Here is a 24765-nt window from a genome sequence, read left to right on the forward strand (position 1 = left end):
TATCGCAGTCAGTCACCTCATCAACACCAACGTAGCTGTAGTCAGCCGAACGCCTGCGATACGCGCCTCATGTCACCGTTGCGGACAGGTCGCTGATGCTGATTCTATACAGAGGGGCAGCGGCGTCAGTGGCAGCAACGCGGTCTCGTCTTCTAAAGGCACTTGCGAGGGCTTCTGCAGAACCTGAATCGATTCCGGTGCCTAGGGGCACTCGGACCTTCCTAATGTACTGAGCTTGAAATCGGTATGTTCCGCCCCGCATCTTGACGCAATATGCGCCGATGAGGAGGTTCGTGAAGTCGGACAGCAGCAACCCTCCCAACACTTCTAGATCCCACGTGTCTGATACGATGTAGTACAAGTTGTGATGTGGATAGAATCCGCCCGCGTCCAGCACCGGATGAGAAGCAGGCTTGAGATCAGGCAAGAGAAGTTTCGGTTGCCCTTGCAAGTCCGGATCTACACGGTCAATGGTACGATACCAAGTAGCCGGGCGCTTGCGGGCCACGTACCGCGCCCTAATTCTCGCGTCATGACGCTGAAGATAAGCCGCTAGCCCGGGGTATTTCTCGAGGTCCACTAGGCGGCCAGACTCCCACGGATTCACAAGAAATCGTCCACCCCAGCGTGGTGTACCTGTAACAATATCGCGCGCTGTCAGCAATGGCAACAAGCGGCACAGTTCCACTCCTGTCGCCTCATTGACAACAAACACGTCGTCGCAACCGGTGGCCACTCCGATACCGACGCGTGTGCCTGTATGTTGGTCCTCCAACGGTGCAAAATTAGATTCGAGGTATGAAACCAACTCAAGCGTTCTCGTCGACCCAGATGGCCATTGACCGCTACCACTGAACCAGCCATTGAGTCTCGTAGCCTTGAAGTGGCCGTGAACCGAAGCGGGGTGAAGACCTCTGACCAAACCGTCAGCTACTGTGCGTCCGTCAAGTTCGTCGAATCCATCATCAGCCTCCACGATATGGGCCGTTCCCTGACTTCCGTTGCGTAGTACCGTGATCGCCGGATAGGCTGAGACCAGTTCTTCAAACGCATCGACGCGGTGCATCACAACGACTGCATCCATAGAATACTGAGCTGCCACCAAGGCCCGTAACCGTCTGCCATACTGATTGTGCATCCAGCGGTCCGCACAAATGAATGCAAGCCTGCCTTCGGCGGCAAGCAGAGATAGACCTCTTTCGAAGAATCCAATGTAGATGTCAGCTCTGCCTCGCATCGTACTGCACTGAGCACGATATGCTTCGCCGATGTCCGCAGGGACATCCTCGAGTCTCAGATAAGGAGGGTTGCCGACGACATAATCCGTCTTCATGCGACCGTCAGCATTCCAGCCCTCGAGCAAGAAATCCCGACGTGTTATCCACTGAGAACTTAGGCGCTTGGCTACATCGGCGCGTATGCCCAATCTCTTGAGGCATTCCTCCACTGATTCGCGCGACGCCTGGACATTGTGTTCCATCAGATCGAATGCCATAATGGCTGTACCCATGCCATCCAGGGACCGGCCGTAACGTGCGCAAGACTCCGCCAGTCGCTCAACGATCGGCACCAAGAATGCCCCCCTGCCACAGGCAGGTTCGACGATCACTGAACGCCCCAAGTCGGTTTCGGCCCGGTAGCCAGCAAGGTCGAGGACAAGATCCACGACCCAGCGGCGCGTGAACACCTCGCCCCGAGCCCCACTTGACGTGAAGGCCGTCCTCAGCACAGTCTTGGGATCCTTCAATAGCATGAGCTGCGACATTTCATCATAGCGTCCTTCGCGTCGACAGAACGATACGGCACCCGCTAGCTGCGGCAACGAGAATTATCGGCCTCAATCAGTTGAGCGCGGCGCGGACCGCACGGTGCGAAGCGCGGGCGGCCGCCGCCAAGCACTGCTTCCGGTTCCTTGGGTCAGTTCTGCGATCCGCTTGACTTCACCTGAGTCCATGCGTTTCGCAAGATCGCGTTGGCCGCATGACACTCTGCGCCGACAGCCGGTTCGAGCCTTCTTGCGCGGGCATCGACGATGGGAGGCAGAACGGCTCCGCAAGAAGATGCCACGATGAGATCAAGGCGCTCCCTGGCCCGACGCGGCGGCACGGCCTGTCAGCGCTCGATGAGGCGGCGCAAGCGAATCACGCGCCCCCCACCTCGCGTGGGCGATACAGGAGTCGAACCTGTGACCTCTTGCGTGTCATGCAAGCGCGCTAACCAACTGCGCCAATCGCCCCGCCAATCGCTTACCGGGCCAAGGCACGCTAGCACCGGCATGGTCGGTGCCGGAGCGGATGCCGGCGGGCGAGGCGGAGACCGGATTCGAACCGGCGTACACGGCTTTGCAGGCCGCTGCCTAACCACTCGGCCACTCCGCCGGCGTCTGCGCAGGGTAGTGGGCGACGACGCAGCCGACGCCATCCACCGCGGCGCACCTCGTCGCCCGTACACTTGCTCTCCAAGGCAGTTCGCCGCGTGGCTCCACTGCCCAGCGTCGCCGCTCCCGCACTCGTGGGTGCGAAGGCGTATCCCTGCGGGCCACGACCTTCGAAGAGACCCCCGTGACCACATTCAGCGACTTGGGCGTGCCTGCGCCCTTGTGCGACGCTCTGGCTGATCAAGGCATCACCGAGCCGTTCGCCATTCAGGAACTGACCATCGGCGACGCGCTCGCCGGCCGCAACATCTGCGGCAAGGCCAAGACGGGGTCCGGCAAGACGCTGGCGTTCAGCTTGCCCATGCTCGCACTGACGCCCCGCTCCGCCGACGGCCACCCGACCACGCTCATGCTCACGCCGACCCGGGAGCTGGCGAACCAGATCGCAACGGTGGTCGAGCCCTTGGCCAAGTCAGCCGACCTGCGGTCGATCGCCGCATACGGCGGAACGAACCTGGATCGACAAGTCGAGCTGCTGTCCGGGGGCATGGACGTCGTCATCGCCACGCCGGGTCGGCTCATCGACCTCATCGACCGGCGTGCCATCGATGTGTCCGGCATCGAGCGAGTGGTCGTGGACGAGGCCGACCGCATGGCCGACATGGGGTTCTTGCCCCAAGTGGAGTGGGTGCTGCGCCGCATCAACGGGCAGCACCAGACGCTGCTGTTCTCAGCGACGCTGGACGGTGTCGTGGACACGCTCGTGAAGCGGTACCTGCGAGACCCGATCTTCCACGAGGTGACCGAACGCGAAGTGACTGTCTCTGAGATGGGTCACCTGTTCTTGTCCGTACACAAGATGGACCGCGTGCGGGTTGCCGCCCGCATCATCGAGGCGAACGGCCGCACGCTGCTGTTCACCCGCACCAAACGCGGCGCCGACCAGCTCACACGAGAGCTGCGGGACGCCGACGTGCGTGCCGGCGCCATTCACGGCGACCTGCCCCAGGTCAAGCGAGAACGAGCGCTGGCGTCGTTCGCCCGAGGCAAGCTGACGGCATTGGTCGCCACCGATGTCGCCGCCCGCGGCTTGCACATCGACGAGGTCGACGTGGTGGTCCACTTCAACCCGCCGCCCGAGCACAAGACCTACCTGCACCGGTCCGGCCGCACGGCGCGAGCAGGTCGAAGCGGCACTGCGGTGACCCTGTTCTTGTGGGATGAAGAACTCGACGTGCGCCAGCTGCAGCGACGTCTCGGACTGCGGCTGCGGCTGCACGACGTCTTCTCCAACGACGAGCGCCTCGACGATGTCGCGGCTTTTGCTGCGAGCAGCGACAACCACAGCCCCTGACAGCCGCTTCGGACCGCCCAGAGGCGGCCGGTACCCTTGGCGATCCGACGGCAATCCGGCCGCGGCGCGAGGGCACTGACCGACGACGGCTCAGCTGTGGAGGCTCAGCTGTGGATACTGCCAGGCGCGCGAGCGCCCCAAGCGACGAGGCGTCGAAGTGGCCCCTGCCCGCCTCCGGTGCATGGCACCCAGGGCTCGGCGCAGCCGAGCGGATGTTCTTCGAACTCTCCCCCGATCGGCCGTTCACGCTGGAGGGCGGCGGAACGCTGACCGACCCAGTGCTCGCCTATGAGACATGGGGGGCGCTCGACGCCGACGCCGCCAATGCCGTGCTGGTCTGCCATGCGCTGACCGGGGACGCGCACGCACACGGCCACGCCCACCCGCCCTCGCAGCCCACCGACGGCTGGTGGAACGACTTCATCGGCCCCGGCCGCCCGCTCGACACCGACCGCTACTACGTGGTGTGCGCCAACGTGCTCGGCGGCTGCCAGGGCAGCACCGGTCCGTCCTCGGTGAACCCGGCCAGCGGGCGCCGCTACGGACCGGACTTTCCTGTCGTCACCAATCGCGACATCGTTCGGTCGCAGCGAGCACTGGGCCGCTGCCTCGGCATCGACCGCTGGCTCGCAGTGGTCGGCGGCTCGATGGGCGGCATGACCGCCTTGGAGTGGGGCATCACGTACCCCAGTCGACTCGGCGCGCTGGTCGTCATCGCGTCGGCAGCAGAAGCCTCCGCTCAGCAGATCGCCTGGAGCAAGGCGGGGCGCCAGTCGATCCTGGACGACCCCAACTTCAGGGGCGGCCGCTACTACGACGCGGCCGACGGCGAGGGGCCGCATCGCGGCTTGGCGAACGCCCGGCGGATCGCCATGATCCACTACCGCTCTGGCGACGAGTTCGACCGTCGCTTCGCCCGCCACAGCGAGAATCCGCTGCTCCCGTTGCGGCTCGACCACCGATTCGACGTCGAGAGCTACCTCGACTACCAAGGCGCGAAGTTCGTGCCGCGCTTCGATGCCAACACCTACCTCGTGCTGAACAAGCTGATGGACCTGCACGACGTGGGCCGCGGTCGGGGAGGCACCGATGCGGCATTGGCCCGGATCGTGGCACCGACGCTGGTGATGAGCGTCCGCACGGATTTCTTGTACCCCCGACCCCAGCAGATGCGCATCGTGGAGGCGCTGTCTCGCCGGCCCGCGATGCGGGTAGAGCATGTCGACATCGACAGCGACAACGGCCACGACGGGTTCCTGACCGAACCCGACCAGACAGGACCGCCGATGGGCGAGTTCATCGACGACGTCTACAAGAACAGCCCGCGGACCTTGGCGGTCTCCCGTTGAGCTACGCAGCAGCAGGGCTGCTGGCCGATGCGCACACCGCCGTGCCGTCGGAGGCTGTCGGATCGGGACTCGCCATGTGGTGGCTGGCGGTGATGCTGCTGGGCATGTCCACCGTGGCATTCGGCACCGGTTTCGTGCTGTACCTGCGACGGACGGCATCGCACCGAGCACAGCTCCCGACGAGCCCCACAGAGCCTTCGCCGAGTGTGCAGAATGAAGGAGATCCATGAGCGACGCGTTTGATCCCCAAGCGATGATCGAGCGCTTCGCGGAACGCGCTCGGGCAGTCCGCAAGCGGAATTTGCCCGCCGTCGGCGGCGAGGAGCGGCGACACTTCATTCGCCAAGCCGAGCTGGACTTCATGGACTACGCGATGATCGCCGATGCCGAGGCCACCTTCGTCGACGGGATGCTGCACCTGCGCATCGACTTGCGGCCCTCCGAAGACTCCACGGCCTGACAGCCCGGTCGCCAACCGCGCGTGCCGGGGGCCGCTTGCTACAGTGAACCGCCCGCGCGGATGTAGCTCAGTTGGTTAGAGCGCAACCTTGCCAAGGTTGAGGTCGCCGGTTCGACCCCGGTCATCCGCTCCCTCGCAGGTCATGCGATCCAGCACGCGTTGCCGCGTCGACACCACGGGCAGACCACGACAGGAGGACGACTATGGGTACACTTGATGGACGCGTCGTGCTGATCACCGGCGCCGGTCGCGGCATCGGTCGCGAACACGCGCTGCTCATGGCGGCGGAGGGCGCCAAGATCGTCGTCAATGACCTCGGCGGCTCTGCCGACGGCACCGGCGCGGATCAAGGACCCGCGGGCGAGGTCGTCGCGGAGATCGAGGCGATGGGCGGTGAAGCCGTCGCCAACGGCGACAGCGTCACCGACTGGGAAGGCGCCCAGCGGATGGTGAACCAGGCGGTCGAGGCCTTCGGCGATCTGCACGTGCTGGTGAACAACGCCGGCATCCTGCGCGACCGGGTCGTGGTCAACATGACCGAGCCGGAGTGGGACGCCGTCGTCGATGTACACATGAAGGGCCACTTCTGCCCCACTCGCTGGGCCGCCGCCTACTGGCGCGAGCAGTCCAAGGCCGGCAAGGAGGTCAGCGGCTCGGTCGTCAACACTGCCTCAGGCGCCATGCTCGGCAACCTCGGACAGTTCAACTACTCCGGCGCCAAGGCAGGCATTGCCGCCATGACGCTGGTGGCTGCGGGCGAGCTGGCTCGCTACGGCGTGCGGGTGAACTGCCTCGCGCCGATCGCGCGCACTCGTCTGACGCTGCAGACGCCTGGGCTCGAGGAAGTGGTGCGCGCACCCGACGACCCTGGCGAGTTCGACCTGTACGACCCGGCGAACGTCAGCCCGCTGGTGGCGTACCTCGCGACGGAAGACTGCCCCTTCACCGGGGGCGTGTTCCATGTGGGCGGCAACGAGGTGGGCCTGTACCAAGGCTGGTCGCTGGCCGACTCCGACATCATCGCAGCCGACGGGCGCTGGACGGTCGAGGGCTTGGCGCAGATTGCACCGCGACTCAACGACGGGCGTTCGAAGCTGGCTTCGGTGGCTACCTCTATCGGCGACACGTTCAAGGGATTCGGCAGGCGCGAGCCGACCTCGTAGCACGCTCTGCCGTGCGCGGCGCGCCACCCGGGATGGGCGGAGCGCGCGGCGGCGCGGCGAACTGTCGAGGTTCAGCGCGCGGCCGTCCCGGGATGGGCGGGGGCACATGCACCCATGCTCAAACATGCGCAGCGCCATTTGCTGAACGTTGGATGGGATCTGGGCGCTGCGAACTGCGCGTGGGTACATGTGCCCCCGCCCATCCCTGTTTGGTTCGGTTCTTCGGCCTGGCGCGGTCTCGGCGCGCCATGTGCTCGCCGAATTCGATGTGCAGGTGTGACAATGGTGCCGTGGATTCACGCTTGCTTGGCCGTTACGAGGCTCACGGCAATGACTTCGCCATCGCGTTGATGACTGAACCGCAGCTGCGCGAGTTCGATGCGGCGCTTGGCGGCCTTGGTCTGACGCGCAGCGATGTAGCGCGGGCGGTGTGCGATCGGGCTGATGGGGTCGGCAACCGCGCTGGCTATGTGCATTCGAAGGGCGCTGACGGCTTCATCGTCGGGGTTCACCACGCCGACGGCAGTGTGCCTGCGGGCTGCGTTCGCATGCATCTGCTCAATGCTGACGGGTCGTTCGCTGAGACCAGCGGCAATGGCGCGGCGTGCCTCGTGGCTGCCGCCGCTGACGCCGGCGTGGTGCGCGAAGGCGCCGTTGACTGCAAAACCGATGCCGGTGTGCAGCGATGCGAAGTCGGTCCGGCCAACATCAGTTCCAAGACCAGACCCAGCAGCGATCACGCACGTGCCGTTCGCATGTCCATGAACCGAGTGTGTGCGGGCCCGGAGATTCCCGCAGGTCTGATGCGGCGGATCCATGACGACTTCGGTACCGATCTGGCGCACGTAGGAACCGGCAGTGTGGGCAATCCGCACTTGGTGATCGCGCTGGCGCGGCCTCCGATTGCTCGTCTTGGAGGCGAGTCGAACATCAGCGCTGCGGCGCTGGGCTCAGCAGAGCCAGACAGCTACTCCGCGCGCAGCGCCGACACGGCACCGACCATCGACGCAGACGCGCTCGGCGATCGTGTCGCCGAACTCGGCTGTGCCTACGAGGGGTACTTTCCCGACGGCATCAATGTGGAGTTCATCTGGCCGTCTTCGCGCTCGGGTCAGGGCCAGGACTCACCCACACCATCGCAGGACCCAGACTGGCGGGCCGACGCGCTGACGATGTCCGTTTGGGAACGAGGCGCAGGACACACGGTCGCTTGCGGCAGCGGTGCCGTGGTGGCGGCGACGCTCGCCCATCGGTGGGGATTCGTGCGCAGCGCACAAGACCGGCGCGCAGCTCGGCGCCCAGACCACGGGCACGAGCGAGTTGACGTCGCCCCAAGCATGGACGCCATCGTGATGCAAACGGCACCGTTTCCCCGGTGCGAAGAGCTGCCTTTCGAGTACCGCGTGCGCACTGCATGCGTGTCGCACGACAACGAGCGCTCGCCCGAACTGCTGCTCGTTGCGGAGCGGATCGAGACCGACATTCCGCTTCGGCTGTCCGAGGCGTGCTCCACAGCGGAGTTCATCGACGCTGCGGCTGCGCGGCGCTGATGGGGAGCAGCGAACAGCACGCAGCCGGGCAGCGCGGCTCGGGCGCGCGGAGCCATCGGGGGGCATTCGGGGAGTTCGGCGGGGCGGAGTCCGGACTCATCGATCGCGCCTTCACCGAGCAGATTGTGCTGGTGGGCATGCTGTCGGCAGATCGCACTGCTGACGAGGTCGATGCCAATCTCGACGAGCTGGAACGCTTGGTCGACACCGCGGGGGCGAATCCGGTGGACCGGATTGTCCAGCGGCGGGACGCACCGGACCCGGCCACCTTCATCGGCCGCGGCAAAGCCAGTGAAATTCTGGATGTCTCGATGGCCCACGACGCCGACACCGTGGTCTTCGACGACGAACTCACGCCGGCGCAGCAGTACAACCTGGAACGACTGCTGAAGCGCACGGCACTGGACCGCACGGCGGTCATCCTCGACATCTTTGCGCAGAACGCCACCACACTCGAAGGCAAGGCTCAAGTGGAACTGGCTCAGCTGCGCTACCGGCTCCCCCGACTGCGGGGCCGCGGGCGACAGCTGTCCCAGCAAGCCGGCGGCATCGGAACGCGCGGACCCGGCGAAACCAAGCTGGAGGTGGACCGCCGCCGAATACAGCGACGGCTGACACGGCTCGAACGGGATCTGCGCGGACTGCGGCGCACTCGGCTGAATCAGCGCAAGTCGCGGCGTCGCTCCCGCTACCGCACGGTGGCAATCGTCGGCTACACCAATGCCGGCAAGTCAACGCTGCTGCGTCGCCTGACCGGGGCCAACGTGCTCATCGAGGACCGCTTGTTCGCCACGCTCGACGCCACCACCCGACGCCTGCAACTTCCCGGGGGCGAGACGGTGCTGGTCACCGACACGGTCGGATTCATCAAGAAGCTGCCGACCTCGCTGGTGGAAGCGTTCATGTCAACGCTGGAAGAAGTGGCCGAGGCCGATCTGCTCGTACACCTCGTCGACGCTTCGGCGGCAGAGCCCGAGATGCACATCGACGTCGTGCGCTCGGTGCTGCGTGAGATCGGCGCCGGCGGCGTCGAGGAACTCATCGCATTCAACAAGTGCGACGCAGCCGATGAACGCCTCGTGCATCGACTGCTCGGCGCCTACGAAGGCGCCCACGCGATTTCCTCGGACACCGGCGACGGCGTCGTGGAGCTCCTGCTCGCCGTCGGCGACCGCCTCCGACGACGCACCGAGGTGACCGAGCTGCGCATCCCCTATGCGCGCGGCGACGCGCTCGCAGCCGTGCATCGCGAAGGCGAAGTGCTCTCGGAGTCCCACGACGACCGAGGAACCGTGGTGCATGCGCGGCTCGACGAGGTCGCCCGCAGCTTGTTCGCCGAATTTGAGACCGCAGCCGACAACCGCAGCACTGCGGCCGAAGCGGCCCATAGCAGCAGGCAATGATGCGGCAGTGAGCGCACCTGCCGGATTCGTGCCGCCGCCCTATCCCCACGACCGGCTCGACGAGCTGAAGCCGCTGGCCGATCGCCATGTGGGCGGACTGGTAGACCTTTCGATCGGCACACCGGTGGACCCGCCGACGCCCGCCGTGCTGGCAGCACTGGGCGGATCGGATTCCGAACGCGGGTATCCGCCGTCGATCGGCACCCCCGAGCTCCGTGAAGCCGCGGCGCACTGGTACGACCGACGATTCGGCGTGCAGATCGACGCTGCGACGGAGATCGCTGCGACGATCGGTTCGAAGGAATTCGTGGCCGGGCTGCCCCATTGGCTGCGATTGCGCACCCCCGATCGCGACACCGTGCTGTTCCCTGAGGTCAGCTACCCCAGCTATGCCATGGGAGCTGCCCTCGCAGGCTGTCGGGCGGTCCCAGTGCCGGCGGACGATCAGTGGTCGATCCGGCTCGACGCCATTGCCGAGGCCGATGCCGAGCGAGCGCTGATGCTGTGGGTCAACACGCCGGGAAATCCCGCGGGCGGTCTTGACGACCTGGCTGCAGCGGCCGACTGGGGACGTGAACGGGGCATTCCGGTCTTCAGCGACGAGTGCTATGCCGAGTTCACCTGGGACGGACCGCCGCGCACGATTCTGGCAGCGGCGTCCATGTCCACAGACGCCGCTGCCGGCCGCGGCGGCACTCGACGAGCCGACACCAAGGGTGTCGTCGCGGTCCACTCGCTGTCCAAGCGATCCAACTTGGCCGGCGTGAGGGTCGGCTTCTACGCAGGCGATCCTGAGCTCGTCTCCTATCTGCGAGAGCTGCGCAAGCACGCCGGCTTCATGGTGCCTGGCCCGGCCCAAGCAGCTGCCGTCGCCGCGCTGTGCGACGACGTTCACGCGGCCGTGCAGCGAGAGCGCTACAGGTCGCGGCTGGATCGCCTGGCGAGCATCGTGGGATGCTGCGGTCCAGTGCCTCCGCTCCCACGCGGCGGCTTCTACCTGTGGGCGGCGGCACCGGGAGGCGACGCGTGGGCATTCACACACACCCTGCTGGTCGAGGCAGGAATACTGGTGGCGCCCGGCGAGTTCTACGGCCCGTCCGCAGCCGGCTGGGTGCGGGTGGCTGCGGTGCTGACCGAGAACGCCCTGGACATGGTCGAATCACGTCTGCGCTGAGCCGCCGGCTGCAGCGCCTTCGGCCGGCGATGCTCTCGCCGCCAAGACTTCGACTTCACGTTGAACCTGAGGTTGCCGGCTTCGAGCAGCACAGCTGTTGCACACGATCTGCCATGGCCGCCGGGTGCCCGTGCGCGATCCAGGTGATACGCGGGTCGCGTGCAAACCAGCGCCGCTGGCGTCGGGCGAAACGTCTGGTGCGCCGGACGATGACATCCGTCGCTTCCTCCAACGTGCAACTCCCGTCGAGATGAGCCCGCAGTTCCTTGTAGCCGAGCGCCTGCGCGGCAGTGCGCGACAGCGGCCGTGCGGTCAGCTGCCGCACCTCGTCGAGGAAGCCGTTCTCCAGTTGTCGGCGGCAGCGGTCTGCGATGCGCTGGTCAAGCGTCTGCAGATCGACGTCGATGCCCAACATGCGGAACGGCACGTCAGGATAGGTGCGCAGACCCGGCCCGTACGACGAGAACGCCCGGCCGGCGCCGAGGCAGACCGACAGTGCCCGCACCACGCGTCGCGCGTTGGTCGGTTCCATACGCGACGCTGCGAGCGGATCCAGCTGCGCAAGCCGACGGTGCAACGCCGCGATGCCCTCTGGATGCGCGCGCGCCTCGCTGTCCAGCTCGGCGGCGATGTCCGGGAACTCCGGCGGCGGCGTCAAGCCGTCGACCACCGCTCGCAGGTACAGACCGGTGCCGCCGACCAGCAGTGGGATGGCCCGACGCTCGGCGATGTCGGCCATCGCCGATGCGAACGCCTCGGCGTAGTCGACGACGGTGAAACGCTCCGCCGGATCGACGAAGTCGATGAGATGGTGCCGCACCTCGGATCGTTCGGCCGCGGTCGGCTTGGCGGTGCCGACGTCCATCCCTCGGTAGACCGCCATGGAGTCCACCGACACCAGCTCTGTCGACGAGGATGCACACGCGCCGTCGCGGGCGCGCCGCGCGAACTCCAGCGCGAGGCTCGACTTGCCGGACGCCGTAGGGCCGACGATCACCAGCGGCGCATCTGCGCTGTCGCCGCCCACGACAGCCCGCCGATCAGCGTGGGGCGACTGGGATGCGGGTGCGGTGGCGTGCGGGCCTCGTGACCTCGACCAAGTCGCCGCCGAGGTGAAATGCGGCGGCTCGGCGCACGCGCACCAGCGCGTAGGTGCCTGCTCGAAGCGGTGCCGGCGCGGTGAAGTGCACGAGCCGGTTCTGGCGGGTCCTGCCCGACAGCATGTCCGGGTCTCGCTTGGACCGGCCTTCCACCAGCACCTCCTCGATGCGTCCGATGCGGGACTCGTTCCCCAGCCGCGCCGAGCGCTCCACCACTGCTCGCAGCCGCTTCATGCGTTCAGCGGCGACCGGTGGCGGAACGAAGCACTCGGTCAGCTCGGCGGCCTCGGTACCTGGTCGCGGCGAGAAAACGAAAGTGAAGGCACTGTCGAAGCGGGCCTCGGCGACGACTTCGAGCGTCGCAGCGAAGTCCTGCTCGGTCTCGCCGGGGAACCCCACGATGACGTCGGTGCTGACTGCCAGATCCGCTACCGCGGCCCGGGCCGACCGGAGCCGGTCGAGATACTTGTGAGCGGTGTACCCGCGGTGCATGGCGCTCAGCACCGCATCGCTTCCGGACTGCAGCGGCAGGTGCAGATGTTCGCACGCCTCGCGGGTGGCCGCCATGGCCGAGATGACATCGGCTCGCAGATCCTTGGGGTGCGGGCTGGTGAACCGCACCCGTTCGATGCCTGCGACGCCGCCGACGGCTCGCAGCAGGTCGCCGAACAGGGGACGAGCTGTGCGCCGCCCGGCGGCCCATGAACCGCCGGCGCGCCAGTGAGCGTCGTCTCGGTCGCCTGAGCGCTGCGGTTCGGGAGCGCTGCGCAGCGACACGGTGATGTCGCGTCCGTAGCTGTTGACGTTCTGACCCAGCAAGGTCACCTCGCTGACGCCGTCGTCCGCCAAGCCGCGCACTTCGTCGACGAGTTCGACGAAGGGACGCGAGACCTCGCTGCCGCGCACCGAAGGCACGATGCAAAATGCACATGTGTTGTCGCAGCCGATCTGGATCGTCACCCACGCGGCATGCTGAGCATCGCGCCGAACCGGCAGCGCGGAGGGGAACTCGCCGGACTCGGGGAGGATCTCGGTGACGGGTCCGCCGGCTCGTGCGTCGCTCAGCAGCTCAGCGGCGCGGGCCACGTTGTGGGTGCCGAAGACCACATCCACATGGGGCGCGCGCCGTCGCACCAGATCTTGGTCCTTCTGCGCCAAGCAGCCTGCCACCGCAATCTGGACCTCGGGCCGTTCGTCCTTGAGGCGCTTGAGGTGTCCGAGCTGCCCGTAGAGCTTGTTGTCGGCGTTCTCACGGATACAGCAGGTGTTCAGGACGATGACATCGGCATCGGCCATCGTAGGCGCCGCGACCAGCTCGTCGGCTTCCAGCAGGCCGGCAATGCGCTCAGAATCGTGCTCGTTCATCTGGCACCCGTAGGTGCGCACGAAGTAGCTCCGCCGGCCGTCGCGCGCCTGCTGTCGCTCGTTCGCCGTCACGGCATCCAAGGCTAGGTGTCGATGCCGGCACCCTCGGACCGCGCCGCCTGAGCATGGTCGAGACGGTCCAGCACGTCGACGTCGTCGTCACCGAGGTCGACGTCGACGAGATCGCGCTCAACCCCCAAGCCGAGCGCCGAGCGGATGCGGCCGTCGATCTCCACCGTGACCTCGGGATTTGCGGTCAGGAACCTCTTGGCGTTCTCGCGGCCTTGGCCCAGCTGCTCGCCCTCGTAGGTGTACCAAGCACCGGACTTCTTCACGATGCCGTGATCGACCCCCACGTCGAGCAGCGAGCCCTCGCGGCTGATGCCCTGCCCGTACATGATGTCGAACTCGGCTTGGCGGAACGGCGGTGCCACTTTGTTCTTGACGACTTTGACCCGAGTGCGCCCGCCCACCACCTCGCCGTCGGCCTTGATGGCCTCGATGCGGCGAATGTCGATCCGCACGGACGAATAGAACTTCAGCGCCCGACCGCCCGACGTGGTCTCCGGACTGCCGAACATCACGCCGATCTTCTCGCGCAGCTGATTGATGAACACGCAGATCGTCTTGGTCTTGTTCAGGTTGGCGGTGAGCTTGCGCAGCGCCTGGGACATGAGGCGCGCCTGCAAGCCGACATGGGTGTCGCCCATCTCGCCCTCGATCTCCGCTCGCGGCGTGAGCGCCGCCACCGAGTCGACGACCACTACATCGATGGCGCCGGAGCGGATGAGCATGTCGGTGATCTCGAGTGCCTGCTCGCCAGTGTCAGGTTGCGAGATCAGCAGCTCGTCGACATCGACGCCGATGTTCTTCGCATACAGCGGGTCCATCGCATGCTCCGCATCGATGTAGGCGCACACGCCGCCGGTTCGCTGCGCTTCGGCCACCAAGTGCATCGCGAGCGTGGACTTGCCCGATGCCTCCGGGCCGTACACCTCGACCACACGGCCACGAGGAAAACCCCCGATGCCGAGCGCCAGATCGATCGCGAGGCTGCCCGACGAGATCGCCTCGACCGCCATGTGATGCTTCTCGCCCATCTTCATCACCGATCCTTCGCCGAACTGGCGCCGGATCTGTGTGAGCGTCATGTCCAGTGCCCGATCCTGTTGGGCGTCCTGTTGACTCATGTCGTCCTCCTTGTGGACTCACGTTCGGCCGCACCCGGCGTGCGATGCCGTCTTGGAGCACCGTAGGGCCGGGGTGTGACAGCACACTGCCGAATTTCTGTTAGCTGGTTTCGCTGGGCAAGTTTCGCTGGGCTGGCCCTGCTGACCGCTCAGCGTGACCACAGAATGACAACAATGTAGTTCCGAACATCAGTTCGTGTCAACATCAGCCTGTCGGCACAGACGGGCGGCACAGGCGGGCACCGAGCCGCAGCCGTGTGGCACGCTGCGCACATGAACTCAACGTCTCCGCGATCCGACGACCCCATGACCGACGGAGACTTCGCGCTGTTGCGCATCGAACGCGACGCGGGCGTCGCGTTCGTCACCATCGACGCTCCGCCTATCAACGTGATGACGCCGGAGCTGTTTCGTGAACTGGCCAAGTTCAGCGCCTTCGTCGCCGACGACGACTCGGTGCGCGTGGTCGTGCTGCGCAGCGACCACCCGGACTTCTTCATCGCGCACTTCGACGTGAGGGCGATCCTGAGCTTCCCCACCGACGGACCCGCCGAGCGGCCCGACGCCCACGTCGGGTTCCACGCCATGTGCGAGCGCTACCGGACGATGTCCAAGGTCACCATCGTGGAGATCGGCGGCCGAGTCGGCGGAGGCGGCAGCGAGCTGTCGATGTCGTGCGACATGCGCTTCGGCGCGCTCGGACGCACCGTCGTCAACCAGATGGAGGTGCCGATCGGCATCTTGCCCGGCGGCACCGGCACGCAGCGGCTGCCGCGGCTGGTTGGACGCGGCCGCGCCATGGAAGTGATCCTGGGCGGCATCGATCTCGATGCCCGCACGGCCGAGCAGTGGGGTTACCTTAATCGGGCGCTGCCCGCCGATGAACTGCGGCCCTTCGTGACCGATCTGGCATATCGCATCGCACGCTTTCCGCCGCAGGCCGTCGCACTGGCCAAGCAAGCGGTCAATGCGGCCGACGAGCTGCCGCTGCGCGAAGGGCTGTTCGAGGAGCGGTATCTCTTCGCGCAGCTCATGCGCACGCGGCAGGCCGCAGCAGCCATGACGCAGTTCTTGGAGCTGGGCGGCCAGACCCGCGACGGCGAACTGCGAATTGCCGAACTCGTGGCCGAGATCAGCACCGACGGCTGAACCCGGACGAACGGGGCCTATCGGAAATTCGGCGCCACCTCGCTGATGAACAGGTCCATGGAGTGCTTCTTGGCTTCCATCGGGCCGAACGTGAAGTCGGGGATGATCAGCTCCTCGACACCGACCTGTCGATACTGATCGACCATCTCGCTGACCTCGTCGGGCGTGCCCACAATGGTGGCCCGGCCGAGGTCCATGGCACGGAATCGATCCAGCTTGGCCGAGTCCTCACCGATGAACAGCAATGCGCAAGCGGACCGACTGATCTCGGCCGGGTCGCGGCCGATCGCCTCGCAGTGGGCGTCCAGCACACTGCACAGCTCGGCAATGTCTGCGGGCATGCCCCAGCAGTTCCACTCCGACGCCCAACGAGCCGTCGTGCGCAACGTGCGGCGCCGTCCGCCGCCGCCGATGAGCAGCGGCAGCGGCGACTGCACCGGCTTGGGGTCCAGCGGAGCTTCGGTCACCGTGTAGTGCTCGCCGCTGAAGCTCGTGCGGTGACCGCTGAGCAGTGAGCTGATGATCTCGACAGCTTCGTCGAAGCGATCCATGCGACCGCGCAGCGTGCCGAACTCGAAGCCGTATGCCTCGTGCTCGTTCTGCTGCCAGCCGGCACCGATGCCGAGCACCACGCGGCCGCCGGACAGATGGTCGACGGTGGTGGCAATCTTGACGGTCAGCGCCGGATTCCGATACGTATTGCCGGCCACCAGCGGACCGAGCCGCACTCGAGGCACCGCCACTGCCAACGCCGCGAGCACCGACCATGCCTCGTGAACCGGCTGATCCACGTTCGCCTCGTTGGGCATGAAGTGATCTGCGAACCACAGGCCGTCCCAGCCGGTGGCCTCCGCATGGCGGCAGCACTCGATGATCGCCGAGGTGTGCTGGTCGTTCTTGGTCCAAAAGCCGAAGCGCATGCCCACAGCCTGCCACCCGCGGCTCAGGCTGCTGGGACTTCGGTCACCGGCACCGAGCGAGACTGCGAAGGCCTAACGGCGGCCGGCCAGCATCAGGCGCAGCAGATTGAGCGCCGAGATGGCGCTGTAGTCCGCCAGCCGTTCGCGATCGCCGGGAAGGCGGATCTGCTCTGCTTGTTCGCGGGGCGTAACCGAGGAGGCATTGCCGGACGCTGTTCGCGACGAGATCGAGACAGCCAAGAAGGCCGTGCCGTAGGGATGCTCCGGCGTCGCCGACTCGCGCTGGTCCACAGCCGTGACCGCGAGCCCCACGCCGGCGCCGGTGCGCAGCCGCGCGGCTCGCGCGAGCGCTTGCGCACCCTGCAGGCTGGCGAGGCGGGGCGCCGGGCTGGCGGGGCGTCGCGCCGACCCAGTTTCCGACGCAGAGCGTTGCTGGAGTACACCGCTCGGCACATCACCTACAAGCGGTGACATCTGCGTCGAACCGTCTTCCAGCAACTGCTCGGCCAGTTGCGCCGAGCAGGCCACGATGCCGCCCGCAAAGCGGCGCGAACCCGCTGGAGTCGGCGGACCTGCTGGAGTCGACGGTTCGCCGACGGGCGAGACTGCCAGTCCGGCGTCGCCCAGCTTCGTGCCGCCGAGTGGCCTACCCGCTTGCATCGCAGCGTCGGCAGACGACAGCCGGTTCGCCATGCGACCGCCGGTGACGGTCTCGACCACAGCCAACGTCAGGCCCAGCCGATCCAGCTCGGCCAGCACCGCGGTCTCCATCGTGTCGTCGTCGTAGGCGAAGACCAAGTCGCCGAGCAGCGGTGCCAGCCGCGCCTGCTCGGCGTCGATGATCTGCCAAGCCTCGGTCGAGTCGGCACCCTTGGCGGTGATCCGAATCTTGATGCCCTCGATGCCGCTGGCCAAGAACGCGAGGGTCGGATTGGCGGCGCGGTCCAGTTCGGCGATGCGCCCGGCCAGCATTTCGGCCAGGCCTGACTCGCTCTGGCCCCAAGTGCGAAGCACCCGGCTCTCGATGGCAGCGCTGACGCCGGCGCGTCGCTGCAAGTCCGCCAGCACGGTGCCCTGCAGCATCTCGCGCATCTCGTAGGGCACGCCGGGCACGGCATACACCACCCGGTCCAGCGCCTCTGCGCCGCGGGGAGGCTGCACGCCGGGCCGCAGCGCGCCGATGCCGGGCATCCAGCGGATCGGTGCGACCAAGCCGGGCGCCGTGCCCGGTTGCTGGGGAATTGGCGAGGCACCGACGGGCACCATCGCTTGACGCAGGTTGTTCTCGGGCATCGGACGACTGCGGCTTGAGAACATGGACCGGATGCGCTCAGCGATGCGCTCGTCGAGCACCAGATCCACTCCCATGACCGAAGCAAGGACGTCCCTGGTGATGTCGTCCTGCGTCGGACCCAAGCCGCCGCACACGATGACGGCCTCGCTGCGGTCGAGCGCCAAGCGGAGCGACGCGTCGATACGGTCGAAGTTGTCGCCGACCTTCGTCTGGTAGTGGCTGTCGATGCCTGCCAAGGCGAGCTGCTCGCCCATCCACGAAGAGTTGGTGTCGACGATCTGGCCCAGCAGCAGCTCGGTGCCCACGGCGATGATCTCGGTCTTCACGGGCAGTGACCTTAGGGGCACGCGCCGAGCGCACGGGGCTGACCCAGCGTCGACTCAGCCGATCGCCCCGCCGCTGAGCTGTGCAGCCTCGAGCGTGCGAGCGGACCGCAGGTACGACCAGCCGGTCCACAGCGTCAGCACCAACGCCAGCCAGAGCGTCGCAGTGGCGACCCAGTGAGCCTCAGCCGCCAGCGGAGGTGTGACAGCAAAGCCGACCGCCCACAACTGGACGAACGTCTTCCATTTGGCCAGCTTGGTTGCAGGCACGGTGACACCGCGACGGCCCGCTCGTGAGCGATAGCCGCTGACCGCCAGTTCCCGCACGGCGATGACTACCACCGGCACCAGATTGAATTGGCCGTTCGCCACCAGCGCAGCCATCCCGCCGAGCACCAGCACCTTGTCTGCCAGCGGGTCCAGGAACGCACCGGCGCGTGTGGCGCCGTGACGGCGGGCGAGCAGACCGTCGACGTAATCGGTCATGGCGATCGTGAAGCCGACGGCAAACGTGGACCAGCGTGCCCCCCACAACACGACCATCGCGATGAAGACGGGCGAGGCGGCTATCCGCGCGATCGTCACCAGATTGGCCGGTGTGACCAGCGCCGTCGGCCCGAACGTCGCGGGCGTGTCCTCCCCGTTGGGAACCGCCATTGCCGCGTGAGACTACGCGAACCCGCCCGCCACGCGGGCCGGCGCGGGTCACGCCCGGCAGCGTTGCGATCGGCGTTCAATCCGCACGCCACGACGCGAGCCGGCACAGACCGCGTCGAGCAGGCCAAGGCGCAGGCACCGAGACCGGCACTGACCGGCGGGCACCCGATCCGCAGAGATGCACAGGTGTCCGAGGCATGGTCACCTAGTATCGGCGCGTGACGCACGGGACAGCTGTTGCGGCCGGCGATTCCTCCATGCCGGCCACAGCCGCGCCGGACCCGCGTCCCGGCCGACGAGTGCTCAGCACCGCCGAAGCGGTCGAACGGATGACGGCCAAGCGACGCGGCAAGCGCGGCTGCTACGCGATGTTCAGCTCCTACCTCGGAGGGGTGGTCACCGATCCTGCCGTCATGACCGTGCCGCTCGACGACCACATGGTCCACCGAGGTCACGGCGTGTTCGACACGTGCTCGCTGGTCAACGGGCGGCTGTACCGGCTCGGCATTCACATCGACCGCCTGCTCGTGAGCGCGAGCGGCGCTCGCATCGAGGTCCCGTGGTCGCGCGAGCAGCTCATCGAGATGGTCGCCGACACGGCTGCATCCTCGGGTGCCCGCAACGGCATCGTCCGCTATTGGCTGACCGCCGGCCCGGGCGGCTTCTCGTTCATGCCGTCGGAGTGTGAGGCGCCGTGCTTCTACTGCGTCGTGCTCGACCCGATGAGCTTCGGGGCCGACGGGTTCGATCCGATGAGGGACGGCTTTCGGGAGGCGACCGTGCGGGACACGCCGATGAAGCCGCCGCTGCTGGCGCAGATCAAGTCGAACAACTACCTGCTCAACGTGCTCACGCACATGGAGGCAGCCGACGGCGGCGGCACCTTCGGCATCATCGTGGACGACGACGGCTTCATCGCCGAGGCCTGCGTGATGAACGTGTGCAGCGTGAGCGACGAGGGCGTGTTCGTCACTCCCCCATTCGAGGGAATTCTCCACGGCACCACCATGAGACGCCTGCTGGAGATGGCACGCAGCGTGCTCTGCGCCGAGGGCCTGCTGCGCTCGGTGGAGCAACGACCGTTGCCCGCGGCGGAGGCCCGCGCGGCCGCCGAACTCATCATGTCGGGCGGCGACACGCACGTTTTCCCGGTGGTGGAGTGGGACGGCGCCCCAATCGGCAACGGTGTCGTGGGGCCGGTCGCCAAGCGGCTACATGAACTGATAGAAACCGAGACCACTGCCGGCAACGGCTCACCCGACGACTTCATCGCCGTGCAGTATGGCCCGCTCGATTGCGCGCAGCCAGTTGATGAGGCACATCCGGAAAATGCCATAGTAGTGCCAGCATCGGACAAGTGACATGGCGGCGAGATGACAAATGCTCCTGTACTGACTCGTGTGAGCGCGAAGGAGTTCCGCTCTCTCGAAAATGTGGACCTGCCCCTCGGTCCATTGACGGTCCTCGTCGGTCCGAATGGGTCCGGCAAGACCAACGTTCTGAATGTTCTCCGCTTTTTGGCATCAACAGTTCGATTCGATCTCGCAGCTGCTGTTGATGAATGGGGCGGTTTCGATTACGTCAAACGTCAAGGCGAGGGTTCGCCGCGAGCGCACGTCAAGCTAGAGATTGAAGGAATAGTCACCAACAATGCGAGCCGAACGGCGCTAGACGAATACAAACTCTCTTTTTCTTTGACTGCGAGAAACCGCTTGCGCCGCGAGGAGAGCTTCACATTCAAGCGTACACAGGGGCAAGGACGCCGAATAACCATCAAGGGCAGCAAGGTAGAATTCAGTAAGGATGATCCTCACGATTCCAGCCCACTCACGCGCGAACTCGCTGACGCACAACGGACCGGCTTAGCCACATTGCCGGATTGGTCTGATGAAGATGGTGGCGAGGGTATCCGACTATTAGCAGACTTTCTTTCCAGAAGACTTTCTTTCCAGAATTAGAGTCCTGGAGCCCGATGTTGAAGCGGCACGGCGCCCGTCTCGCATGATACCAGGTCACCTCGCTGACGACGCGAGCAACCTTGCGCCAGCGTTGCACCGCTTGTCTCGCGAAGATGCCGAATCTTTCAATACCCTCCAAGATGATCTGCGCGGGTGTCTATCAGGTCTAGAGGCCGTCGAATTTGAGTCACTTGGAGGACCCGGTAGAGGAATATTCGTCGTCCTTCGCGAACGCGGATTGCGCCGTCGAATTGAGCTCGCCGATGCATCGTTCGGGACAGTGCGACTGCTCGCGCTGCTCACCGCTTTGCATGAGCCAAATCCGCCGCCATTTACCGCGATCGAGGAGGCGGATCACGGCCTACATCCGCACGCTCTTGACCTGCTCGTGGACCGTCTCAGAGCTGCGTCTCAGCATACACAACTCCTGCTGACGAGCCATGCTCCAACCTTTGTCAATCGCCTCAAATCGCATGAGCTGGTCGTTTGCGATCGTGATCCTGCTACGGGTGCATCAATCATACCGTGCATACGCAGCGAAGAAGTTGCTGAGAAGATTGGCATCAGCGGCCTAGGGCCGGGCGAACTTTGGTTCTCGGGAGCGCTCGGCGGTGTTCCTAGCGGTTTTCTCGACTGAGACAACACAGTTGTCACCGCGGAATCGTCACAAATCACACCGGGCAGGATCCATCACAGGATCTATCCTAGTGTTTGGTGAGAGTTTGAACGATAGCCGGTCCATTGCGGCACTCATCGGAGCTATCTGCCCTGACTTGAAGGGCAGAATCAAGGCCATCACCAGGCCTCAGTCCATGCCACCAACGGCAGCTCCTGAGAAACGATCGAAATGGATAGAAAACGTGGCTAGAGTGGTGAGCACGTATCGTCCAGAGCCCCTCTGTGTCTTTGTTCATCAAGATGCAGATGGGCCGGATGCAGCAGCTACAACCGAACGCGATCTGCATCTCAACCTGCAAAAGGCCGATCTTACATCAGCACATGCTGTGGTACCAATCGAAGAAATAGAGTCATGGTGGTTTCTGTTTCCCGCTGCGACGGAGAGCTACCGAGAATCTTGGCAGAATGTCCTGAAGCGGAACGCGCACAACTGGGATGCTGTCAGCAATCCCAAAGAGGAACTGAAGCGGCTCACTGGTCAGCGCAGCGTTCGAAAGGCCTATGAGGAGGCAGATTCGCCGCGTATTGCAATCCGTATTGCGGACGCGATAGTCAGCGTATCGCGTCAAGTTGGAACGAGCCCCTCATTCGACCGATTCGCTGACGCAGTATCTGCATGCTGTGACAAGGCGACGGAGGATTGAGGCCGCGGCGCTGCCCGCACGTACCGGCTGCACGTGTACCGGTGGGTGTGACAGGGGCGTTCTAGGGTGCCGCTCGTGGATGCTGTCGAACTGGCCTGCGCCGATGCGAAGAACGCTCGACGGCTCGACCCGCGGCCGACTGCCACACGAGACCCCGCACAGGTGCCGATCACCATGGTCAGCCCCGACACGCTGGGCGACTTCGCGGATGCACTGGCCGCGTCTGCTGCGCGAGCGCTCGACACCGAGACGGTCTACGAGCCGCGCGGCCTGCAATCGCGCGGGCACGTGCCACGGCTGCGGGTGATCTCGGCAGCGACCCGCGATCGCAGCGGCGCCGAACGCGCCTGGGTCGTCGACGTCGCACACCACGATGCACGCGAACTGGCCACAGCACTGCATGCGGGCGTGGGAAAGCCCAAGCTGGCGGCGGACGCATGGAACGCGACCTTCGACGACCGGGTCATCGACGCACATCTCATGCATCCGGCCATCGCCGCCGGGGCGCAGGTCGAATCGTTGCGCTGGTGGGATGCGCAGCTGGCCGATGCACTGCTCCACCAAGGTCTGACCGGCTTCAGCTTCTTCCATGGGCTGGCATGGGCAGCAGAGCGCTACCTCGGATTGCGCGTCGAAGGCAAGGCCACGACGCAGCTGTCCTACTCCGCCGACGCGCCGTTGAGCGACGGGCAAGTGCGCTACGCGGCGGCCGACGCCGTCGAGACGCTCTGGGTATCCGATCAGCTGCGCTCGAGGCTGACCGACGCAGGACTGGACGAGGTCTGCCGACTCGAACAGGCAGCCCGGCCGTTTCTCGACCGCATGGAACGCGCTGGTCTCCCGTTCGATGCCGACGGATGGGAGACCGAGCTCGAAGGGCTCGAGACCCAGCGCTCAGCGGTGCTCACGCGCCTGGCCGAGCTGACTGGCGGCGGCCAAGGCGATCTGTTCGGCGCTGGACTCGAACCGAGCTGGAATCCTGACAGCGAGCCGCAGACGCGCGACCTGCTGAACCGCTTCGCGGCCGATCGAGTGGCAGCGTGGACGAACAGGACCGACGGTCGGCCCCGTGCGCTCGTGCCGACCGATTCGCTCAGCGCGTCGGCGCTGGCAGGCATCGGCGGCGAACTCTGCGATGCACTGCTGGCCTATCGGGATCTGTCCAAGACGTTGAGCACCTACGGGCACACGATGCGCGAACATCTCGGGCCCGACGGCCGGTTGCACCCGGAGTACCTGCAAATCGTCGGCACCAACACCGGACGGTTGGCCAGCCGCCATCCGAATGCGCAGAACTTCACACCGCGGCTGAAGCCCTACATCACCGCACCTGCAGGCCGCGTCTTCGTCTATTGCGATCTGAACCAAGCTGAGCTGCGCTTCGCAACCCAGCTCGCCGGCGACGAGGAGCTGCAGGCGGCCTTCAGGGAAGGGCGAGACATCCACACGGCCACTGCCCAACGGATGTTCGGCGTACACATGGACGGCCCGGCGGGGCTCGCGGCGCTCGATCGGGCTCGCTATGAGGAGTTCCGCACCAAAGCCAAGCGCATCAACTTCGGGATTCTGTACGGACAGCGCGGCGCGGGTCTGTCACGGGGCCTCACCGATGCCGGCGTGCCGACCAGCCGCGACGAAGCCGACGCCCTCATCGAGGCCTACCTCGATGCGTATCCCGGCATTGCTCGCTGGGTGGACGAGCGTGATCGCGCCATCGGACACTTCGCATCCACCGCCTTGGACGCCGATTGGCCGCTGACGCTGCGGCTCGGAGCGTTGTGGCCCCGTACCGACGACACTCGGCGGTCGCTGCGCAGCCAGCAGCGCCGCCATCACAGCGCGGAAGAGGTCCACGCTGCGCTGCTCGCCGCCGAACGGACCGCAGCCATCGATCCGGTGCGCATCTCCGGCAGGTCGGCAGGCAACCTGGGCGAGACCGATGCAGCCGAGGTGGCCTGGTCGTTGTCGTTCGCCGCGCCCGTGGTGGTCCGGCCCGACGGCTCGCCGCTGTCGTTCAGCTCCCGAACCCCCGCCGGGCGCCGGCAGCAGTTCACTTTCTCGGTGGACTGGGTGCTCGGTGAAGCCGCTGCTGTCGTCGGCTGCTCGACGAAGCCTCGGCCTGCGGAGCTGTGGCGCCGGGTGCTGGCTCGATTCGACCTCGCTCCGCCGCAGGCATCGGCTGCGGGGAAGCTTCGGCCTGCGGTGGACAAACTGCTGGAGCAACGGCACCTGCGACGCGCCGTGGTGGACGAGGTGGGTGCTGCCATGGGTGAGTCCGATCAGCGATTCTTGCTGCAAAAGGCGCTGCACACCCGGGTCGGCCAGATGGCCAACGCCTACCGCAATGCGCCGATTCAGGGGGGCGTTGCAGATGTCATGCTGGACGCCTACGGGCGGCTGCACGACCTGTTGGCGCGCTATCCCTCGGCCGACGCGGTGCAGACGGTCCACGACAGCGTCGTGGTCGAGTGCGACCGCGCCGACGCTCCAGCACTCGCTGCAGACGTCAAATCCGCACTGGAAGCGGCGATGGCGCGCTGGTGCCCGGACGTGCCCCCGGTAGCCGACACCGACATCCGCACCAGCCTGTCGGAGACCTCCATCCTCGAGCACATCGGCTGACTGGCCGGCGCCGGACTGGCCTGCCGGACGGTATG

The 24765-nt window shown here is 66.0% G+C and carries 21 protein-coding genes and 3 tRNA genes; 15 read left to right on the forward strand and 9 right to left on the reverse strand.

Annotation, left to right across the window (positions count from 1 at the left end; translation table 11 throughout):
* Positions 1-67: 67 nt before the first annotated feature.
* The 3 genes from ACOGI4_RS10990 to ACOGI4_RS11000 form a co-directional block, all read right to left on the reverse strand.
* On the reverse strand, positions 68-1765 hold the full coding sequence (locus tag ACOGI4_RS10990; protein WP_419841712.1) for an Eco57I restriction-modification methylase domain-containing protein: 1698 nt from the start codon (positions 1763-1765) through the stop codon (positions 68-70).
* Between the two features lie 397 nt (positions 1766-2162).
* Positions 2163-2236: transfer RNA gene (locus tag ACOGI4_RS10995), tRNA-Val, on the reverse strand.
* Between the two features lie 71 nt (positions 2237-2307).
* Positions 2308-2378: transfer RNA gene (locus tag ACOGI4_RS11000), tRNA-Cys, on the reverse strand.
* Between the two features lie 183 nt (positions 2379-2561).
* Between ACOGI4_RS11000 and ACOGI4_RS11005 the strand changes: the two genes are divergently transcribed.
* The 9 genes from ACOGI4_RS11005 (at position 2562) to ACOGI4_RS11045 (ending at position 10830) form a co-directional block, all read left to right on the forward strand.
* Positions 2562-3731, forward strand: coding sequence for a DEAD/DEAH box helicase (locus tag ACOGI4_RS11005; RefSeq protein ID WP_419841713.1), 1170 nt, complete (start codon positions 2562-2564; stop codon positions 3729-3731).
* Between the two features lie 110 nt (positions 3732-3841).
* Positions 3842-5080 carry a homoserine O-acetyltransferase MetX gene (gene metX, locus ACOGI4_RS11010; RefSeq protein ID WP_419841714.1) on the forward strand — a complete coding sequence of 413 codons (1239 nt, stop codon included), beginning with the start codon at positions 3842-3844 and terminating at the stop codon, positions 5078-5080.
* Positions 5077-5310 carry a hypothetical protein gene (locus ACOGI4_RS11015; RefSeq protein WP_419841715.1) on the forward strand — a complete coding sequence of 78 codons (234 nt, stop codon included), beginning with the start codon at positions 5077-5079 and terminating at the stop codon, positions 5308-5310. The genes metX and ACOGI4_RS11015 overlap by 4 nt, the downstream gene beginning before the upstream one ends.
* Positions 5307-5540 (forward strand): hypothetical protein, encoded by a 234-nt coding sequence (locus tag ACOGI4_RS11020; RefSeq protein ID WP_419841716.1) that lies wholly within the window; start codon positions 5307-5309, stop codon positions 5538-5540. The genes ACOGI4_RS11015 and ACOGI4_RS11020 overlap by 4 nt, the downstream gene beginning before the upstream one ends.
* 56 nt (positions 5541-5596) lie before the next feature.
* A tRNA-Gly gene (locus ACOGI4_RS11025) sits at positions 5597-5670 on the forward strand.
* 73 nt (positions 5671-5743) lie between these two features.
* Complete coding sequence (locus tag ACOGI4_RS11030; protein ID WP_419841717.1) at positions 5744-6703, forward strand: SDR family oxidoreductase; 960 nt, start codon at positions 5744-5746, stop codon at positions 6701-6703.
* A 290-nt stretch (positions 6704-6993) separates the two neighbouring features.
* A complete protein-coding gene (locus ACOGI4_RS11035; protein ID WP_419841718.1) occupies positions 6994-8253 on the forward strand; it encodes a hypothetical protein in 1260 nt (419 codons plus the stop codon).
* The gene (hflX, locus tag ACOGI4_RS11040) at positions 8253-9656 is read left to right on the forward strand and encodes a GTPase HflX (RefSeq protein ID WP_419841719.1); all 1404 of its coding nucleotides are present in this window, start codon (positions 8253-8255) and stop codon (positions 9654-9656) included. Before ACOGI4_RS11035 ends, hflX begins: the two co-directional genes overlap by 1 nt.
* Before the next feature lie 7 nt (positions 9657-9663).
* Positions 9664-10830: an aminotransferase class I/II-fold pyridoxal phosphate-dependent enzyme gene (locus tag ACOGI4_RS11045; RefSeq protein WP_419841720.1), complete on the forward strand. Its 1167-nt coding sequence runs from the start codon at positions 9664-9666 to the stop codon at positions 10828-10830.
* Between the two features lie 55 nt (positions 10831-10885).
* On the opposite strand, the gene miaA is transcribed toward ACOGI4_RS11045, so the two are convergent.
* Genes miaA through recA form a run of 3 tightly spaced genes read right to left on the reverse strand, consistent with a single transcriptional unit; the run spans position 10886 to position 14485 of the window.
* Entirely contained in the window at positions 10886-11857 is a 972-nt protein-coding gene (gene miaA, locus ACOGI4_RS11050; RefSeq protein WP_419841721.1) for a tRNA (adenosine(37)-N6)-dimethylallyltransferase MiaA, read from the reverse strand.
* A gap of 13 nt (positions 11858-11870) precedes the next feature.
* Positions 11871-13367 (reverse strand): MiaB/RimO family radical SAM methylthiotransferase, encoded by a 1497-nt coding sequence (locus ACOGI4_RS11055; protein WP_419841722.1) that lies wholly within the window; start codon positions 13365-13367, stop codon positions 11871-11873.
* A gap of 11 nt (positions 13368-13378) precedes the next feature.
* On the reverse strand, positions 13379-14485 hold the full coding sequence (recA, locus tag ACOGI4_RS11060) for a recombinase RecA (protein ID WP_419841723.1): 1107 nt from the start codon (positions 14483-14485) through the stop codon (positions 13379-13381).
* A 273-nt stretch (positions 14486-14758) separates the two neighbouring features.
* On the opposite strand from recA, the gene ACOGI4_RS11065 reads away from it, so the two are divergent.
* Entirely contained in the window at positions 14759-15634 is an 876-nt protein-coding gene (locus ACOGI4_RS11065) for an enoyl-CoA hydratase/isomerase family protein (protein WP_419841724.1), read from the forward strand.
* A gap of 17 nt (positions 15635-15651) precedes the next feature.
* Here the strand turns inward: ACOGI4_RS11065 and ACOGI4_RS11070 are convergent, their stop codons facing one another.
* The 3 genes from ACOGI4_RS11070 to pgsA all read right to left on the reverse strand — a co-directional run bounded on the left by ACOGI4_RS11070 (position 15652) and on the right by pgsA (position 18828).
* Complete coding sequence (locus ACOGI4_RS11070; RefSeq protein ID WP_419841725.1) at positions 15652-16554, reverse strand: TIGR03560 family F420-dependent LLM class oxidoreductase; 903 nt, start codon at positions 16552-16554, stop codon at positions 15652-15654.
* Between the two features lie 72 nt (positions 16555-16626).
* A complete protein-coding gene (locus ACOGI4_RS11075) occupies positions 16627-18174 on the reverse strand; it encodes a molybdopterin-binding protein (protein ID WP_419841726.1) in 1548 nt (515 codons plus the stop codon).
* A gap of 54 nt (positions 18175-18228) precedes the next feature.
* Positions 18229-18828 (reverse strand): CDP-diacylglycerol--glycerol-3-phosphate 3-phosphatidyltransferase, encoded by a 600-nt coding sequence (pgsA, locus tag ACOGI4_RS11080; RefSeq protein ID WP_419841727.1) that lies wholly within the window; start codon positions 18826-18828, stop codon positions 18229-18231.
* Between the two features lie 218 nt (positions 18829-19046).
* Between pgsA and ACOGI4_RS11085 the strand changes: the two genes are divergently transcribed.
* The 5 genes from ACOGI4_RS11085 (at position 19047) to ACOGI4_RS11105 (ending at position 24730) form a co-directional block, all read left to right on the forward strand.
* Positions 19047-20189, forward strand: coding sequence for an aminotransferase class IV (locus ACOGI4_RS11085; RefSeq protein WP_419841728.1), 1143 nt, complete (start codon positions 19047-19049; stop codon positions 20187-20189).
* Positions 20190-20228: 39 nt separating this feature from the next.
* Positions 20229-20786, forward strand: a complete 558-nt coding sequence (locus ACOGI4_RS11090; protein ID WP_419841729.1) for an AAA family ATPase — start codon at positions 20229-20231, stop codon at positions 20784-20786.
* 100 nt (positions 20787-20886) lie between these two features.
* On the forward strand, positions 20887-21423 hold the full coding sequence (locus ACOGI4_RS11095; protein WP_419841730.1) for an AAA family ATPase: 537 nt from the start codon (positions 20887-20889) through the stop codon (positions 21421-21423).
* A gap of 235 nt (positions 21424-21658) precedes the next feature.
* On the forward strand, positions 21659-22108 hold the full coding sequence (locus tag ACOGI4_RS11100) for a hypothetical protein (protein ID WP_419841731.1): 450 nt from the start codon (positions 21659-21661) through the stop codon (positions 22106-22108).
* A 75-nt stretch (positions 22109-22183) separates the two neighbouring features.
* The gene (locus tag ACOGI4_RS11105; RefSeq protein ID WP_419841732.1) at positions 22184-24730 is read left to right on the forward strand and encodes a DNA polymerase; all 2547 of its coding nucleotides are present in this window, start codon (positions 22184-22186) and stop codon (positions 24728-24730) included.
* The last annotated feature ends 35 nt before the right edge of the window (positions 24731-24765 follow it).

The sequence above is a fragment of the Candidatus Poriferisodalis sp. genome (assembly GCF_965205175.1).
In the GTDB taxonomy this organism is placed as follows: domain Bacteria; phylum Actinomycetota; class Acidimicrobiia; order Acidimicrobiales; family Poriferisodalaceae; genus Poriferisodalis.

Coding starts and splice junctions, on each gene's coding strand:
- ACOGI4_RS11020 (WP_419841716.1), top strand. CDS start 5,307: ATGAGCGACGCGTTTGATCCCCAAGCGATGATCGAGCGCTTCGCGGAA.
- hflX (WP_419841719.1), top strand. CDS start 8,253: ATGGGGAGCAGCGAACAGCACGCAGCCGGGCAGCGCGGCTCGGGCGCG.
- ACOGI4_RS10990 (WP_419841712.1), bottom strand. CDS start 1,765: ATGTCGCAGCTCATGCTATTGAAGGATCCCAAGACTGTGCTGAGGACG.
- ACOGI4_RS11070 (WP_419841725.1), bottom strand. CDS start 16,554: ATGCGCTTCGGCTTTTGGACCAAGAACGACCAGCACACCTCGGCGATC.
- pgsA (WP_419841727.1), bottom strand. CDS start 18,828: ATGGCGGTTCCCAACGGGGAGGACACGCCCGCGACGTTCGGGCCGACG.
- ACOGI4_RS11030 (WP_419841717.1), top strand. CDS start 5,744: ATGGGTACACTTGATGGACGCGTCGTGCTGATCACCGGCGCCGGTCGC.
- recA (WP_419841723.1), bottom strand. CDS start 14,485: ATGAGTCAACAGGACGCCCAACAGGATCGGGCACTGGACATGACGCTC.
- ACOGI4_RS11065 (WP_419841724.1), top strand. CDS start 14,759: ATGAACTCAACGTCTCCGCGATCCGACGACCCCATGACCGACGGAGAC.